Annotated in this window: 14 protein-coding genes; 12 read left to right on the top strand and 2 right to left on the bottom strand. The window is 73.3% G+C overall.

What is annotated here, in order from left to right; translation table 11 throughout:
* Positions 1 to 10 precede the first annotated feature (10 nt).
* Together hemW and AB0J80_RS34915 are read left to right on the top strand one after the other, a co-directional pair.
* Positions 11 to 1210: a radical SAM family heme chaperone HemW gene (gene hemW / locus AB0J80_RS34920; RefSeq protein ID WP_364713670.1), complete on the top strand. Its 1200-nt coding sequence runs from the start codon at positions 11 to 13 to the stop codon at positions 1208 to 1210.
* Between the two features lie 72 nt (positions 1211 to 1282).
* Complete coding sequence (locus AB0J80_RS34915) at positions 1283 to 3205, top strand: S8 family serine peptidase (RefSeq protein WP_364713668.1); 1923 nt, start codon at positions 1283 to 1285, stop codon at positions 3203 to 3205.
* Positions 3206 to 3263: 58 nt separating this feature from the next.
* On the opposite strand, the gene AB0J80_RS34910 is transcribed toward AB0J80_RS34915, so the two are convergent.
* Complete coding sequence (locus AB0J80_RS34910) at positions 3264 to 3989, bottom strand: DUF4870 domain-containing protein (protein WP_364713666.1); 726 nt, start codon at positions 3987 to 3989, stop codon at positions 3264 to 3266.
* A 176-nt stretch (positions 3990 to 4165) separates the two neighbouring features.
* Here AB0J80_RS34910 and hrcA point away from each other — a divergent pair, with 176 nt between their 5' ends.
* The 3 genes from hrcA (at position 4166) to AB0J80_RS34895 (ending at position 7132) form a co-directional block, all read left to right on the top strand.
* Positions 4166 to 5188, top strand: coding sequence for a heat-inducible transcriptional repressor HrcA (gene hrcA / locus AB0J80_RS34905; protein WP_364713664.1), 1023 nt, complete (start codon positions 4166 to 4168; stop codon positions 5186 to 5188).
* A gap of 61 nt (positions 5189 to 5249) precedes the next feature.
* The gene (gene dnaJ / locus AB0J80_RS34900; protein ID WP_364713706.1) at positions 5250 to 6395 is read left to right on the top strand and encodes a molecular chaperone DnaJ; all 1146 of its coding nucleotides are present in this window, start codon (positions 5250 to 5252) and stop codon (positions 6393 to 6395) included.
* Between the two features lie 2 nt (positions 6396 to 6397).
* Positions 6398 to 7132 (top strand): 16S rRNA (uracil(1498)-N(3))-methyltransferase, encoded by a 735-nt coding sequence (locus AB0J80_RS34895; protein WP_364713662.1) that lies wholly within the window; start codon positions 6398 to 6400, stop codon positions 7130 to 7132.
* Positions 7133 to 7159: 27 nt separating this feature from the next.
* On the opposite strand, the gene AB0J80_RS34890 is transcribed toward AB0J80_RS34895, so the two are convergent.
* Complete coding sequence (locus AB0J80_RS34890; protein ID WP_364713660.1) at positions 7160 to 8284, bottom strand: FAD-dependent monooxygenase; 1125 nt, start codon at positions 8282 to 8284, stop codon at positions 7160 to 7162.
* Between the two features lie 29 nt (positions 8285 to 8313).
* Here AB0J80_RS34890 and AB0J80_RS34885 point away from each other — a divergent pair, with 29 nt between their 5' ends.
* Genes AB0J80_RS34885 through AB0J80_RS34855 form a run of 7 tightly spaced genes read left to right on the top strand, consistent with a single transcriptional unit; the run spans position 8314 to position 15625 of the window.
* On the top strand, positions 8314 to 9042 hold the full coding sequence (locus AB0J80_RS34885) for a TetR/AcrR family transcriptional regulator C-terminal domain-containing protein (RefSeq protein WP_364713658.1): 729 nt from the start codon (positions 8314 to 8316) through the stop codon (positions 9040 to 9042).
* 24 nt (positions 9043 to 9066) lie between these two features.
* Positions 9067 to 10122, top strand: a complete 1056-nt coding sequence (locus AB0J80_RS34880) for an iron chelate uptake ABC transporter family permease subunit (protein WP_364713656.1) — start codon at positions 9067 to 9069, stop codon at positions 10120 to 10122.
* Positions 10119 to 11162: an iron chelate uptake ABC transporter family permease subunit gene (locus tag AB0J80_RS34875; RefSeq protein WP_364713654.1), complete on the top strand. Its 1044-nt coding sequence runs from the start codon at positions 10119 to 10121 to the stop codon at positions 11160 to 11162. The genes AB0J80_RS34880 and AB0J80_RS34875 overlap by 4 nt, the downstream gene beginning before the upstream one ends.
* A gap of 34 nt (positions 11163 to 11196) precedes the next feature.
* Complete coding sequence (locus tag AB0J80_RS34870) at positions 11197 to 11958, top strand: ABC transporter ATP-binding protein (RefSeq protein WP_364713704.1); 762 nt, start codon at positions 11197 to 11199, stop codon at positions 11956 to 11958.
* A gap of 39 nt (positions 11959 to 11997) precedes the next feature.
* Complete coding sequence (locus tag AB0J80_RS34865) at positions 11998 to 12210, top strand: MbtH family protein (protein WP_364713652.1); 213 nt, start codon at positions 11998 to 12000, stop codon at positions 12208 to 12210.
* Positions 12207 to 13892, top strand: coding sequence for an ABC transporter ATP-binding protein (locus AB0J80_RS34860; RefSeq protein WP_364713650.1), 1686 nt, complete (start codon positions 12207 to 12209; stop codon positions 13890 to 13892). Before AB0J80_RS34865 ends, AB0J80_RS34860 begins: the two co-directional genes overlap by 4 nt.
* The gene (locus tag AB0J80_RS34855) at positions 13889 to 15625 is read left to right on the top strand and encodes an ABC transporter ATP-binding protein (protein ID WP_364713649.1); all 1737 of its coding nucleotides are present in this window, start codon (positions 13889 to 13891) and stop codon (positions 15623 to 15625) included. Before AB0J80_RS34860 ends, AB0J80_RS34855 begins: the two co-directional genes overlap by 4 nt.
* Positions 15626 to 15627 lie beyond the last annotated feature (2 nt).

Here is a 15627-nt window from a genome sequence, read left to right as displayed (position 1 = left end):
CACTTGACGGATGCCTGGACCCCTTCCCGACGGCGAGCCGGTGCCGAGCGACGGCTCACTACCGGAAACCGCGCTGCGCGAGGTGGGTGCCCGTGGCTTCGGGGTCTATGTCCACGTGCCGTTCTGCGCGAGCCGATGCGGCTACTGCGACTTCAACACGTACACGGCGAGCGAGCTGGGCGGGGGCGCGAGCCGCGACGAGTACGCCGACACGGTCCTGCGCGAGCTGAAGCTGGCCGGCGACATCGTGCGGGCCCCGGTCGACACGGTGTTCGTCGGCGGCGGTACGCCCACCCTGCTCGATCCGAGCGACCTGGGCCGGATCCTGGAGGGCATCGACCGCACCTGGGGAATCTCGGCCGACGCGGAGATCACCACGGAGGCCAACCCGGAGTCGGTGAACCCGGCGTCGCTGCAGGCGCTGCGCAAGGCCGGATACACGCGCATCTCGCTGGGCATGCAGTCGGCGTCGCCGGGGGTGCTCGCGATCCTCGACCGCCGGCACACCGCCGGCAGGGCGCCGCGAGCTGCGCTCGAGGCCCGGGACGCCGGCTTCGACCACGTCAACCTCGACCTGATCTACGGCACTCCGGGAGAGACCGCCGACGACTTCGCCGCCTCGCTCGACGCGGTGATCGGGGCCGGGGTGGATCACGTGAGCGCGTACTCGCTGATCGTCGAGGACGGGACGCGGATCGCCGGGCGGATGCGCCGCGGCGAGCTGCCGTACCCGGAGGACGACGTCGCGGCGGACCGCTACGGTGCCGCCGAGCAGGCGCTGGGCGAAGCCGGGTTCTCCTGGTACGAGGTCTCGAACTGGGCCGCCTCACCGGCCGCCCGCTGCCGCCACAACCTCCTGTACTGGACCGGCGGGGACTGGTGGGGGCTCGGGCCGGGTGCGCACAGCCACGTCGGCGGCGTGCGGTGGTGGAACGTCAAGCACCCTTCCGCGTACGCGAAGCGGCTGGCCGACGGCGTCTCACCGGGACTGGGCCGGGAGCTGCTGACCGCGGAGGACCGCCGGATCGAGGAGGTCATGCTGCGGCTGCGCCTCGCCGACGGGCTGCCGCTCGATCTGGCCCGGCCCGACGGCGCACGGCAGGCGCTCGAGGACGGCCTGCTCGAGCCCGCCGCGTACGGAGCGGGACGCGCAATCCTTACTCTCCGTGGTCGACTCCTCGCGGATGTAGTAATTCGAGAGCTGATTTAGCTTCTGTAGGCAGGTACTTTGCCGATCCTCCCGAAAGCGCCGGAGACGCCGGCGCCCCGGAGGGATGGGCGGATGCGAGTCTTCACCCGGCGGCGGCTGACCGCGGTGATCGCCGGTGGCGTCATCGTGCTGGGCGCCGGCAGCCCCGCCCGGGCGGCGGACGGCACCACTGCGGACACGTTCGCGACCGTGGTGGACGCTGCCGGACGGCCGACCTTCGTCGAGGTCGAGGCGGCGACCGTGGCCCAAGAGGTACGCCGCGCCGAGAGCCTGCCGGGCTCGGTGGGGGCGTCGTTCGCGACCACCGCGTCGGTGGCGGCCGTGAGCGACGACACCTACCGGGACTACCTCTGGAACAACGACGCGCTGCACATCGACGACATCTCGCCCCGGCCCACGGTGGCGGGCCAGATCGTCGCGGTGCTGGACACCGGCGTCAGCCCCGCCGAGGAGGACTGGGCGCCCGGGCAGGTCCGCTGCGATCTCGGCACGGACCTGGTCCTCGACGGCTACACGACCGCCTCCGGCGGCAACGGCTGCGTCGACCCGCACGGCCACGGCACCCACGTGGCGGGCACCATCGGCGCGGTGGCCGGCAACGCCGTCGGCATGGCCGGGATCGCCTCCGGGGTGCAGATCATGCCGGTCCGGGTGCTGAACGCGTCCGGGTCCGGCTGGGACGTCACGATCGCCCAGGGCATCGTCTGGGCCGTCGACCACGGCGCGACGGTGATCAACATGTCGCTCTCCGGGCCGCAGAGCGCGAACTACGACGAGGCGGTCGCGTACGCCACCAGCAACGACGTGCCGATCGTGGTGGCCAACGGCAACAACCGCCAGCTGGGCAACGCGCCGGTCTGGCCGGCCTCGGTGCCCGGTGTCATCGCCGTGGCGGCCACCGACTACGAGGGCGCCTCGGGCTCCTTCAGCAACAGCAGCGGCACGGCCCTGATCGCCGCCCCCGGCGTGAGCATCCTCAGCATGGACGCGACGCACGCCAACGCGGACTTCCCGTACACGTTCAAGAGCGGCACCTCGATGGCGAGCCCACACGTGGCGGCGGCGGTGGCGCTGTGGCGGGCGGCGCACCCGCAGGGGACGCCGGCGGACGTGCGGAGTGCGCTGACGAGCACCGCGATCGATGCCGGGGCACCGGGGTTCGACAACGAGTTCGGGTACGGGGTGGTGAACGTCTACCGGCTGGTGACGGGCGCGGACTGGGGTGTCATCCCGCCGTCGCTGGAGCCCGAGGTGACCCCGACGCCGACGCCGACGCCGACTGAGACCGTGCCGGCTCCGGTGGAGACGACTCCGGCGCCGATCGAGACGACGCCTGCGCCGATCGAGACGACTCCGGCCCCGATCGTGGCGCCGCCGGCTCCGGTCGTGACGCCGGCTCCAGTGGCGCCCCTGCCGGCGCCTGCTCCTGAGCTCAAGCTCAGCCCGGTGGCGCCCGCCGCGCCCGCCGCCGTGAAGATCACCGCGCTGACCGAGGCGCTGCGGGTGAGCTGGCCGGCGGTGACCGGCACGGCGAATGCGCCGGTCAGCGGCTACCGGCTGTACCGGAACGGCACGCTGCGGGCCACGCTGACCGGGACGAGCTTCACGGACCGGGTGGCGGGCGGGGCGGGCTACACCTACTCGGTCGCCGCGTACGGCCCGGGTGGAACGTCGCCGCAGGTCAGTGCCAAGGGTTCGGCGCGCTGGGCGTCGGCCGGGCTGACGCTGAGCCGTACGTCCGTGGTCAGGAAGATGCGCCTCGTGGTCCGGGGCACGTCGCTGCGGCCCGGGAGCACGCTGACGGTCCGGGAGACGTACGCCTACCGCAAGTCCAGCCGCACCGTCGTGCTCGCCTCCGTGCGCGTCTCCGCGGGTGACGACGTGTCGGTGTGGGTGCTGCCGGTGCAGTCGGCGCGGACGGGCACGCTCACCGTGCAGGGCGTCGACCACGACGGGGACGTCGTGCGGGTCAGCCGTTCGATCCGGGTCGGCTGACGCGGGGGAGCCGGGGTCCGGGGCGGCGCCGTCGAGAGCCCGGCGCCGCCCGGTCCGCCTACTTGATCAGCGAGACCGTCATCGGATAGTTGTACGGCTCGTTGTTGTTGGCCTTGACCCCGGCGATGACGCCGATGATCGTGGCGATCAGCCAGGCCGCGATGCCGACGAAGATGCCGACGATGATGCAGCTGAGCACCCAGCCGACGATCGCGATGATCGACCAGAGGATCTGGAAGTTCAGCGCCTTGACCGCCTCGGCCCGCACGACCGGGGACTGGTTGCCCCGGGCGAGCAGCGACACCAGCGGGGCGATCCAGCCGGAGCAGCCTCCGCCGAGGAAGGCGCCGGCCGCGCCGCCGAAGTGGGCGACGAGGATCCAGGTCTTGTCGTCGCCGCCGGGCTGGCCGTAGCCCTGGGGCGGGTAGCCGGGCTGGCCGTAGCCGCCCTGGGCGCCGTAGGGCTGGCCGGGCGGCGGGCCGCCGTAGGGTGCCCCGGAACCGGGCGGCGGCGGGTAGCCTCCCGCGCCGGAGCCGGGCGGCGGGTAGCCACCGGCGCCCGAGCTGGGCGGCGGGTAGCCACCGGCGCCCGAGCTGGGCGGCGGTGCGTAGCCTCCCGCGCCCGAGGTGGGCGGCGGGGTCCCGTACGACGGCGGCTGGGGGGAGCCGTACGCGGGGGGCGGCGGCGGCGATCCGGGGCCCGGATCGTTGCCCGGATATGGGTTGATCGGCCTGGTGGGGTCCGAGGGATTTCCCTCACCGGGCGGACGCGGCGGTTCAGTCATGGCTGACACGGTAGGACCGCAGGTCGACAGTGGCGAGAGCAACACCCGACTGAGGTCGGAGAATAGACAGTCGGCTAAGTGGCCGCCGCACTACCGGTCGATCATCGCGCGCGAGCCCGCCGCGACGTAGACTGGCACTCGAGTCGAGGGAGTGCCAGTGGACAGGGGGAGGGGTCATGAGTCTCGATGACCGCAAGCTCGAGGTGCTCCGTGCCATCGTCGAGGACTACGTCGCCACCCAGGAGCCGGTCGGCAGCAAGGCCCTCGTCGAACGCCACCAGCTGGGCGTCTCCCCGGCGACCGTGCGCAACGACATGGCCGTGCTCGAGGAGGAGGGCTACATCCGGCAGCCGCACACCAGTGCCGGCCGGGTGCCCACCGACGCCGGTTACCGCCTCTTCGTGGACCGGCTGTCGCGCGTCAAGGCGCTGAGCCCGGCCGAGCGGCGGGCCATCGAGCGGTTCCTGGCCGGCGCGGTCGACCTCGACGACGTGGTGCACCGTACGGTGCGCCTGCTGGCCCAGCTCACCCGCCAGGTCGCCGTCGTGCAGTATCCGAGCCTCTCCCGGTCGGCGGTGCGGCATCTGGAACTGGTGCCGATCTCCAGCACCCGGCTCATGCTCGTGATGATCGCCGATACCGGGCGCGTCGAGCAGCGCCTGGTCGAGCTGCCGGCGCCGACCAGCAACGACGACGTGCTCGACCTGCGGCGCACGGTCAACGCCAAGCTCACCGGGGAGAAGCTCGCCGACACGCCGCCGCTGGTGCAGGCGCTGGTCGACGAGTCGTCCCCGGAGAAGCGCAACACCATGGCGTGCCTGGCCTCGGTGCTGCTCGAGACCCTGGTCGAGCGCAGTGACGAGCGGCTCGCCCTGGCCGGCACGGCCAACCTGACGCGCGGCGGCGTCCTGGATTTCCAGGGCTCGCTGCGGCCGGTGCTGGAGGCGCTGGAGGAGGAGGTCATCCTGCTGAAGCTCATCGGCGAGGTGGAGCCGAGCACCACCCGGGTCCGCATCGGCGACGAGAACGAGATCGACAACCTCCGGGCGGCGTCCGTGGTGAGCACCGGTTACGGACCGGGTACGACAATCGTTGGTGGGCTCGGCGTCTTGGGACCCACCCGGATGGACTACCCCGGCACCATCGCCACCGTACGTGCCGTGGCACGCTACGTTGGCGATCTGCTGGCACAGAACTGACGCACAAGCGACGACGGTCTCCGGCGCACAGCGCGGGGCAGACATGAGGACTCGAAACCCTGTGGCCAAGGACTATTACGGAATTCTCGGCATCAGCCGCGAAGCCACCGACGACGAGATCAAGCGTGCCTACCGCAAGCTGGCCCGTCAGTACCACCCGGACGTCAACCCGGACCCCGAGGCGCACGAGAAGTTCAAGGACATCAACGCCGCCTACGAGGTTCTCTCCGACGACCAGAAGCGCCAGATCGTCGACCTCGGCGGCGACCCGCTGGCGCCCGGCGGCGGCGCGGGTGCCGGCCCGGGCGGTCCCGGCGGCGCCGGCCCGTTCGTCGGCTTCCAGGACATCATGGACGCGTTCTTCGGCACGGCCGCCGGTGGCGGCGCCCGGGGACCGCGCCCGCGCACCCGGCCCGGTGCCGACGCCATCCTGCGCCTCGAGCTCGACCTGGTCGAGACGGCGTTCGGTGTCGAGGCGCCGATCACGGTGGACACGGCCGTGCTCTGCACCCAGTGCTCCGGGGCCGGCACGGCGCCCGGCACCCACCTGGCCACCTGCGAGACCTGCGGTGGCCGCGGCGAGGTGCAGTCGGTGCAGCGGACCTTCCTGGGCCAGGTCGTCTCGTCGCGGCCGTGCCAGAGCTGTCAGGGTCACGGCACGGTGATCCCGCACCCGTGCCCGACCTGCGCCGGCGACGGCCGCATCCGCACCCGCCGCTCGCTGACCGTGAAGATCCCGGCCGGCGTCGAGGACGGCATGCGGATCCGCCTGGCCCAGCAGGGCGAGGTCGGCCCGGGCGGCGGCACCGCCGGCGACCTGTACGTGGAGATCCACGAGCGCCCGCACGACGTCTACTCCCGCAAGGGTGACGACCTGCACTGCCGCGTGACCCTGCCGATGACGGCGGCTGCGCTCGGCACCAGGCTGACCATCAAGACCCTCGACTCCGAGGAGAACATCGAGGTCAAGGCGGGCACCCAGCCCGCGTCGACGCTGCGGGTGCGCGGCAAGGGCGTGCCGCACCTGCGGGGGCAGGGCCGCGGTGACCTGTTCGTGCACCTGGACGTGAAGACGCCGACCAAGCTGACCGCCGACCAGGAGCGGATGCTGCGCGACTTCGCCAAGACGCGGGGCGAGGACGTGGCCGAGCTCAGCAAGCAGGGCGGGTTCTTCTCGCGCATGCGGGACGCGTTCAACGGCCACTGACCGTGTCCGCACCGCTGTTCCTCGTCGACGACCTCCCGACCTCGGCCCGGTTCACCCTGACCGGCCGGGAGGGGCATCACGCTGCCGACGTGCAGCGGCTGAAGCCGGGGGAGGCGCTCCTGCTCGCCGACGGCCGGGGCGGGTCGGTCCGGGCTGAGGTCACCGCCGTCGGCCGGGGCAGTGTCGATCTCGCTGTGGGCGAGCGGTCGTTCGTGCCCGCCCCTGATCCGCGCCTCGTCGTGGTGCAGGGCATCGCCAAGGGGGACCGCGGCGAGCTGGCGGTGCAGGCGATGACCGAGATCGGCGTCGACGAGATCGTGCCGTGGGCGGCGTCCCGGTCGGTGGCGCAGTGGCGCGGCGACCGGGGCGTACGGGCCCGGGAGAAGTGGGTCTCCACCGCGAGGGAGGCGGCCAAGCAGGCCCGCCGGCCGTGGCTGCCGGTGGTCTCCGGGGATCCGGACGCCTCCACCAAGCAGGCGGCCGCGCGGCTGGCGGGAGCCGCGGCGGCGTTCGTGCTGCATGAGGAGGCCACCGATCGGCTGACCCGGGCGAAGCTGCCGGTGTCGGGGGAGATCGCGCTGGTGGTGGGCCCGGAGGGCGGCATCAGCGACCAGGAGCTCGGCGCTTTCGTCGCGGCCGGGGCCCAGCCGGTGCGGCTCGGCACCTCGGTGCTGCGCACCTCCACCGCCGGGGTCGCGGCACTGGCGGTGGTCTCGGCGCGGCTCGACCGCTGGTAGCAGTGGGGGCGACTGCGTCGCGCGTTGTCACTCCGCGGGCGCCGGCTCGGTCGGCTGCTGCGTGAAGAAGCGGACGATGTCGTCGGCCGCGGTGGCTGACAGCATCATCGCCTGCACCCGTGCGGACATCTCGGCGATCGGGTGGATCCTGGTGAACATCGCCTCCTCGTATGCCCGGATCGCCGAGTCGGGGTCGGCGCCGAGGGCTGCCAGCCGGGCGGCGAGCTCGGCGGCGTCGAGCATGGCCTGGTTGGCGCCCTCGCCGACCGGCGGCATGAGGTGCGCCGCGTCGCCGATGAGCGTGACGCCCCGCCGGTGGGCCCAGCGTGTTCCGGGCGGCATCGCCTCGATCCCGCGGGGGATGGGCGGGCTGTCGCCGGCTTCGATGAGTGCCGTCAGGCTCGGGGCCCAGCCGTCGAACACGTCCAGCAGGTCGCGCTTGCTGCGGCACGTGTCCAGGCGGCGGTCGTCCGCAGGGAGCATGATCCCGATCCGGATGCTGCCGTCGCCGAGGCGTTGAGCCGCCAGGATCTGGCGCACGCCGATGCACCAGAGGTTCCCCGGGCCCACCAGCTCGGCGAGGTCCGGGTGGCGCCGGTCGGGGTCGCTGATGGTGAGCTCGACCAGAGTGGCCACGGGGGACAGCGTCGCGTCGGTCAGCAGCGGCCGGACTGCCGAGCGTGCGCCGTCCGCGCCGATGAGGACGTCGCAGTCGGCGCTGTGACCGCCCTCGAACGTCAGCTGGAAGCCTCCGGCGGGTCGTGGCGTCGCCGCGACGAGCCGGTGCTGCCAGGCCACTGCGTCGCCGGGTAGCGCATCGAGCAGGAGGTCGCGCAGGGCGCCGCGGTCGATCTCGGGGCGGCCGGAGAAGGAGCCGGGTGGCGGGATGTGATGCACGAGGGTGCGTCCGGCCGGGTCGAGGATGCGATGTTCCTCGCCCTCCGGCCGCGCCTCGGAGCGGAACCGGTCGGCGAGGCCCGCGTCGGCGAGGGCCTGCTGCCCGGACTCCGGGTGCAGGTCGAGCATGCCGCCCTGGGGGCGCGCTGATCGGCTGACCTCGCGTTCGTAGACCACCGCGTCGATGTCGTGCCGGTGCAGGATCCGGGCCAGAGTCAGGCCCCCGAGGCCACCACCGGCGATTGCGATGCGCATCGTCACTTCCTTACCGTACGATGTACCTTATGGATACACCGTACGGTAGCGCACCGGTGCCCGTGTGGGAACGGCCCGAGCCCCGGCCGCGGGCCGCGCCGGTGCCACTGAGCCGCGCGAAGATCGCCGCCACCGCGATCCGCATCGCCGACGAGCACGGCCTCGACGGGCTGTCCGTACGCAAGATCGCCAAAGAGCTCGGCGTCGGCCCGATGCGGCTCTACGACTACGTGCTCAACAGATCCGAACTGCTCGACCTGATGGTGGACGCCGTCTATGCCGAGATCGGCGCGTCCGGCGAGCACTCCGGGTGGCGCGCCACGGTGCTGGCCATCGCGCACCGGACCCGCGATGCCGCTCTCGACCACGAGTGGTTCGTCGACCTGCTCGGCGCTAGGCCGCAGTTGGGACCGCATGCGCTCGCCGTGGGTGAGTCGACCGCGGCGGCGCTCAGCCAGGCCCCTGGCGTACGCGATGTCGATGACCTTCAACGGGCTCTCGGTGCCCTCAACGCGTTCATCGTCGGAGCGCTCCGCGGGGAGATCACCGAGCGTCGCGCCGCCCGGGCGACCGGCGCCGACCTGTCCGCCTGGCAGGCAGCTGTCGGGCCGTACCTGACCCGCATGCTCGAGACGGGCCGCTATCCCACCGTTGCCCGGCTCGTCGTCGACGGCGCTCATCTCAACGCGGAGGAGACCTTCCGCCATAACCTGACCACGATCGTGGACGGCGTCGCCGGCCCGCGTGCTGACGGATAGGGAAGGCTAGCCTAAGCTTCCCGCATGGTCCTGACGCGTACGCCGGCGCCCGCGCGTCCGGCTCGTGCCGCCGGTGTCGCGGCCACGCAGACGCGCCGGGGCTGGGGGCTCCTGGCCTGTCTCGGCCTGCTGGCCGTGGTCTGCCTGCTCAGCATCGCGCTGGGCACCCGCACGGTCTCGTTGCCGGCGGTCTGGGACGCGTTCTTCCACTACGCCGACACCGACGACCAGTCCGTGGTCCGGGACCTGCGCGTCCCCCGTACGGTGCTGGGGTTGCTGGCGGGCGTCGCGTTCGGCCTGTCCGGTGCGGTCATCCAGGCGGTGACCCGCAACCCGCTCGCCGACCCGCAGATCCTGGGGATCAACGCGGGCGCCGGCCTCTTCGTGGTCTTCGCGGTCGGCATGCTCGGCCTCACCGACCTGTCGCAGTACCTGTGGTTCGGCTTCGCCGGGGTCGCCTTCGCGCTCACGGTGGTCTACCTGCTCGGTTCTGTCGGCCGGGCCGGGGCCACCCCGGTACGCCTGACGCTGGCCGGCGTCGCGCTCGGGGCGGTGATGGACGGCATCTCCGGCGGCATCCGGCTCGTACGCCCACGAGCCTTCGACTACCTGCGCTTCTGGGACGTCGGGGCGCTGGCCGGGCGGCCCCTGGAGGTGGCCGGCACCATCCTGCCGTTCGTCGTCGCCGGTACGGTGCTCGCGCTCGTCGTGGCCCGCTCGCTCAACGCCGTGGCGCTCGGCGACGATCTCGCCCGGACGCTGGGTGCCGGCATCGGGCGTACCCGGGTCCTGGCGACCGTGTCGGTGATGCTGCTCGCCGGCGCCGCCACCGCGGCGGTGGGCCCGATCGGGTTCGTCGGGCTGATGGTGCCGCACATCGTGCGCTGGGTCGTCGGTCCGGACCAGCGCTGGATCTTCGTCTACACGGTCGTGCTCGGGCCGGTTCTGCTGCTGCTGGCCGACATCGTGGGGCGCCTCGTGGTCCGCCCCGGCGAGCTGCGGGTGGGCGTGGTCACCGCGTTCATCGGCGCCCCTGTGCTGATCTGGTGGGTGCGCCGCCGGCGGGTGAGCGGCCTGTGAGCGTCGACTTCGGCCGCCGGACCCTCACCGTGCGCGCCGGGCGGCACGTCAGCGGCCGGGTGGCGGTCAAGCCCGCACTCGTCTGCCTGGCGCTGACGGTTGCCGCGCTCGCCGTCGCGGTCCTCGCGCTGGGCACGGGCGAGTTCACGCTGACTCCGGGCCAGGTGGTGCAGGCGCTGGCGGGGGATGGCACCCGGGCCGCCCGCCTGGTGGTCGTCGAATGGCGGCTCCCGCGGGTGCTGCTCGCGCTGGTCATCGGCGCGGCGCTGGGCCTGGCCGGCGCGATCTTCCAGGCGCTGACCCGCAACCCGCTGGGCAGCCCGGACGTCATCGGCTTCAGCACCGGCGCGTACACCGGGGTGCTGGTCGTCACCGTCTTCGTGGGCAACGGATACGTCGTCATCGCCGCCGGGGCGCTCGCCGGAGGGCTGATCACCGCGGCGGCCGTGTACCTGCTGGCATTCCGGCGAGGCGTGCAGGGCTTCCGGCTGATCATCGTCGGCATCGCGGTCAGCGCCATGCTCAGTTCCGTCAACCAGTGGTTCCTCATCAAGGTGGACCTGCAGGCAGCCTTCGCGGCGATGCTGTGGGGGCAGGGCAGCCTGAACAACCTCGGGTGGGCCCAGGTCACCCCGGTGGCGGTCACGGTGGCGGTCCTCTGCCTGGTGCTTGCCGGGTACGGGCCCAGGCTCGGCCTGCTCGAGCTGGGTGAGGACGCGGCGGCTGCGCTGGGCGTACGGGTGGAGCCGGTGCGGTCGGCGTACCTGATCGTCGGGGTCGCCCTGACCGCGGTGGCGACCGCGGCCGCCGGACCGATCTCCTTCGTCGCGCTCGCGGCGCCGCAGCTGGCCCGGCGGTTGACCCGCACGCCGGGGATCGCCCTGGCGCCGGCCGCGGCGATGGGCGCCTTCCTGCTCGTGCTCAGCGACTGGCTGGCCCAGCGCGTCTTCGCCCCGACCCAGCTGCCCGTGGGCGTGGTGACCGTGTCGGTGGGCGGCATCTACTTCGTCTGGCTGCTGATCCGCCAGGCCCGACGGTGAGGAACAGACGGTGAGCCTGCTCGCGGCGCGCGACATCACGGTCGGCTACGACCGCAGGACCATCTCCGAGCACCTGGACCTGGAGCTCCCGGCGGGCCGGTTCACGGCGATCATCGGCCCGAACGCCTGCGGGAAGTCGACGCTGCTGCGGGCGCTGGCGCGGCTGCTCAAGCCGACGGCCGGCGAGGTGCTGCTGGACGGCGCGGACATCCACGCCCGCCCGGCCAGGGAGGTCGCCCGGCGGCTCGGGCTGCTGCCGCAGTCGTCGATCGCCCCGGACGGCATCACCGTGGCCGAGCTGGTGGCACGCGGCCGCTTCCCGCACCAGAGGCTGATCCGGCAGTGGTCGCCCGCCGACGAGGCCGCGGTCGTCGCCGCGATGGCCGCGACCGGGGTGACGGAGCTCTCCGGCGAGCTGGTCGACACCCTCTCCGGCGGGCAGCGGCAGCGGGTGTGGGTGGCGATGGTGCTCGCCCAGCAGACCCCGATCGTGCTGCTCGACGAGCCGACCACGTTCCTCGACATCGCCCACCAGATCGAGCTGCTGGAGCTGTGCGTACGGCTGAACCGGGAGCAGGGCACGACCATGGTCGCGGTGCTGCACGACCTGAACCAGGCCGCCCGCTACGCCCATCACCTCGTGGTGATGAAGGCGGGCGCGGTGGTGGCGCAGGGCGACCCGCGCCAGGTGCTGACGGCCGAGCTGGTGGAGACCGTGTTCGGGCTGGGCTGCCGCATCATCGACGACCCCGAGACGCGTACCCCGCTCGTGATCCCCCGCTCCAGATTAGGCTAGCCTTACCTTCTCCGTAACCCCCGCGCGAAGGAGTCCCGCGTGTCCAGCAACCCGTTCGACGACGAGAACGGCACCTTCCACGTCCTGGTGAACGCGGAGGAGCAGCACTCGCTGTGGCCGTCGTTCAAGGAGATCCCGACGGGCTGGCGCAGCGTCTTCGGGCCGGCGTCGCGCCAGGAGGCCCTGGACTACGTGGACGCCCACTGGACCGACCTGCGCCCGAAGAGCCTGCGCGACAGCATGGCGCAGTGAGCCGCTCCGGCGGCCGCATCCTGCGCAGGACGATCACCCGCAACGGCCGGCGCCTCTGGCCCGGGACCGCGCTCATCGGCGTGCACCAGGCCTGCGAGGCGGCGATCCCGATCCTCATCGGCGTGATCGTGGACAGCGCCGTGACCCCCGGCGACGGCACCGCGCTGGCGCTGTGGGTGGGCGCGCTCGGGCTGCTCTTCGTCGTGCTCACGACCGCGTACCGGTTCGGCGCGCGGCAGCTCATGAAGGCGATCGCCGAGGAGGCGCACGCGCTGCGCGTCGAGGTCTCCGCGAAGATCCTGCACCCGCGCGGGGCCCGTACCGACTTCCGGGCGGGCGACCTGCTGACGGTGTCCACCAGCGACGCGGACAACACGTCGTACCTGCTGGACTATGTGCCCCGGATCGCCGGTGCCGTGGTCGCGACCGCCATCAGCGCCGTCACGCTGCTGCTGATCTCCGTACCGTTGGGCCTCGCGGTGCTGGTCGCCACGCCGCTCGTGCTCGTCGTGCTGCAGGTCAGCTCCCCGCTGATCACCAAGCGCGTCGCCGACCAGCAGGAGCAGGCCGGCCGCGCCACCTCGCTCGCCACCGACCTGGTCACCGGCCTGCGGCCGCTGCGGGGCATCGGCGCGCAGGAGGCGGCCGCCGAACGCTACCGCGCGGTCAGCCGCCGGTCCCTCGCCGCGACCCTGCGCGCCGCCCGGACCCAGGGCGGCTACCTCGCCGCCTCCACCGTTCTCAGCACGCTGCTCGCCTGCGGCATCGCCGTCCTCGCCGGCTGGTTCGCGCTCACCGGCCGGATCACCGTGGGCCAGTTCATCACGGTGATCGGCTCCGCCCAGTTCCTCGTCGAACCGTTCGGGCTGCTGGCCATCGTGCCCGGCTGGATCGCCGAGGCGCGGGCGTCGGCGAACCGGGTCGCCCAGGTCACCGACGCCGGACTGATCCTGCCCGAGGGCGCCTCCGCCCCCGCAGCCGAGCGGTGCGAGCTGCGGCTGAGCGACGTACGGCACGGCCCGCTCGCCGGTCTCGACCTGCACGTGGCCCCCGGCGAGCTCGTCGGCGTGGTGACCCGCCGGCCCGCCGACGCCGAGGCGCTCGTGCGGCTGCTCACCCTCCCGGCCGGCTACGAGGGCGCGGTGCTGCTCGGCGGCGTACCGCTCGAGGACATCGACCGCGACCACGCCCGTCGCCTCCTGCTCGTGGAACCCCACCACGCCGACCTGTTCACCGGCACCCTCGCCGCGAACATCGCCGTCCACGACGACGGCCGGCCGCTGTCCGAGGCCCTCGGCGCGGCCGCCGCGGACGAGGTGGTGGACACCCACCCGGACGGCCTCGAGGCGCCGGTCGCCGAGCGCGGCAGCAGCCTCTCCGGCGGCCAGCGGCAACGCGTCGCCCTGGCCCGCGCCCTGCTCGCCCGCCCGCCGGTACTGGTGCTGCACGACCCGACCACCGCCGTCGACGCGGTCACCGAGCACGCCATCGCCCAGGGCATCCGGGCGCTGCGGCACGGGCCGGACTCCAGCTTCGCCACGGTCGTGATCACCAGCAGCCCGGCCCTGCTCGCCGCCACCGACCGCGTCGTCGTCCTCGGCGACGGCGTGGTCACCGCCGAGGGCCCGCACGCGGACCTGGGCGCCTCCGACGACTCCTACCGACGGCTGGTGCTGCGATGACCCTTCCGATCGCGACCGCGCGGCAGAGCCGGGCCTGGCTGCGCAGCGAGCTCCGGGGCCGCCGCGCGGAGCTGGCCGGCACCCTGGCGGTGGGCGTGCTCGGCGCGGCCGCCTCGATCATCCCGGTGTACGCCCTGGGCCTGCTCGTCGACCGCGTCCGCGAGGGCGCCGGCGGCTCGGCCGTCGTGTCGATCGCCGTCGTGATCGTGGTGGCCGCGCTCGTCGGCGGGGGCGCTACAGGGCTGTCGGCGTACCTGATCGGGCGGTTGGGTGCCCGGATGCTCGCCGACCTGCGCGAAAGTACGGTCGCCACCGCGCTGCGGCTGCCCGCCCTCCTGCTCGACCGGGCCGGGCGCGGCGACCTGCTCTCCCGGGTGGGCGCCGACATCGCGGCGATCGGCAAGGCCGTCTCCGACGTGCTACCCCAGGTGATCTCGGCGTTCCTGCTCGGCGTGCTCAGCCTGGCGGCGATGGCCGGGATCGACTGGCGGCTCGGGCTGGCCGGCGCGGTGGCCGTACCGTTCTACCTGCTCGCCCTGCGCTGGTACCTGCCGAGGTCCGCACCCCGGTACGCCAAGGAACGCGCGGCCGTCGCCGAGCGGTCGCAGCTGCTCGTCGAGAGCATGCAGGGGCTGCGGACCGTGCACGCGTACCGGCTGGAGGACCGGCACCTGCGCGACATCGACACCGCGTCCGCGAAGGCCCGCGACATCTCCGTGGACGTCTTCACGCTCTTCACCCGCTTCGTCGGCCGGATCAACCGGGCCGAGTTCTTCGGCCTCGCCGCGATCCTGGTCGTCGGCTTCCTGCTGGTCCACGACGGCGCCGTGACCGTCGGCGAGACGTCCGCGGCGGCCCTTCTGTTCCACCGCCTGTTCAACCCGGTGTCGATGCTGCTGTACACATTCGACGAGATCCAGGCGGCGGGAGCGAGCCTGTCCCGCCTCGTCGGCGTTCTGCGGATGCCCGTGGAGGACCGCGCCGGCGGGCGGAGGCCGGCCGACTCGTCGCTCACCCTGGAGAACGTCGGCTTCAGCTACGACGGCGTGACGCCCGTCCTGCACGACGTGTCCCTGCGCGTGGCACCGGGGGAGCGGGTCGCGCTGGTCGGCTCCACCGGGGCCGGCAAGACGACCGCGGCCTCGATCGCGGCCGGCATCCTGCGGCCCGGCAACGGATCGGCGCGGGTGGACGGCGTGCCGGTCACCGACCTGCCCGCGCATACGGTGGCCATCGTCAGCCAGGAGACCCACGTCTTCGCCGGCCCCCTGGTCGAGGACCTGCGCCTGGCCCGCCCGGGCGCGGACCCGGCCGCCGTCGAGGCGGCACTGGCGACGGTCGGGGCGCTGGAGTGGGCTCGCGCGCTGCCGCAGGGGCTGGAGACGGTCGTCGGGGACGGCGGGCATGCCCTGACCGCGGCCCAGGCGCAGCAGCTCGCGCTGGCGCGGCTGGTGCTGCTCGACCCGGCCGTCGCGGTGCTCGACGAGGCGACGGCGGAGGCGGGCAGCGCGGGTGCACGCGCGCTCGAGGACGCCGCGGCGGCGGCGCTGCGGGGGCGGACCGCGCTGGTGGTGGCGCATCGGCTGACCCAGGCGGCGGCGGCGGACCGGGTGATCGTGCTGGAGCACGGGTCCATCGTGGAGTCCGGACCGCATGCCGAGCTGGTGGCGGCGGGCGGCCGGTACGCCCGCCTCTGGGCGGCCTGGGAGTCGAGGACCCCGGCGAGCAGATGACG

The organism is Actinoplanes sp. NPDC049548, assembly GCF_040676695.1.
GTDB lineage: Bacteria > Actinomycetota > Actinomycetes > Mycobacteriales > Micromonosporaceae > Actinoplanes.
The sequence above is the reverse complement of the archived record's forward strand: the minus strand, read 5'-3'. Positions and strand labels throughout refer to the sequence as shown.

Bases quoted from the DNA above. Each gene is read 5' to 3' on its own strand.
- hrcA (WP_364713664.1), top strand. From the start codon at position 4,166: ATGAGTCTCGATGACCGCAAGCTCGAGGTGCTCCGTGCCATCGTCGAG.
- AB0J80_RS34855 (WP_364713649.1), top strand. From the start codon at position 13,889: ATGACCCTTCCGATCGCGACCGCGCGGCAGAGCCGGGCCTGGCTGCGC.
- hemW (WP_364713670.1), top strand. From the start codon at position 11: ATGCCTGGACCCCTTCCCGACGGCGAGCCGGTGCCGAGCGACGGCTCA.
- AB0J80_RS34880 (WP_364713656.1), top strand. From the start codon at position 9,067: ATGGTCCTGACGCGTACGCCGGCGCCCGCGCGTCCGGCTCGTGCCGCC.
- AB0J80_RS34915 (WP_364713668.1), top strand. From the start codon at position 1,283: ATGCGAGTCTTCACCCGGCGGCGGCTGACCGCGGTGATCGCCGGTGGC.
- AB0J80_RS34910 (WP_364713666.1), bottom strand. From the start codon at position 3,989: ATGACTGAACCGCCGCGTCCGCCCGGTGAGGGAAATCCCTCGGACCCC.
- AB0J80_RS34885 (WP_364713658.1), top strand. From the start codon at position 8,314: ATGGATACACCGTACGGTAGCGCACCGGTGCCCGTGTGGGAACGGCCC.
- AB0J80_RS34890 (WP_364713660.1), bottom strand. From the start codon at position 8,284: ATGCGCATCGCAATCGCCGGTGGTGGCCTCGGGGGCCTGACTCTGGCC.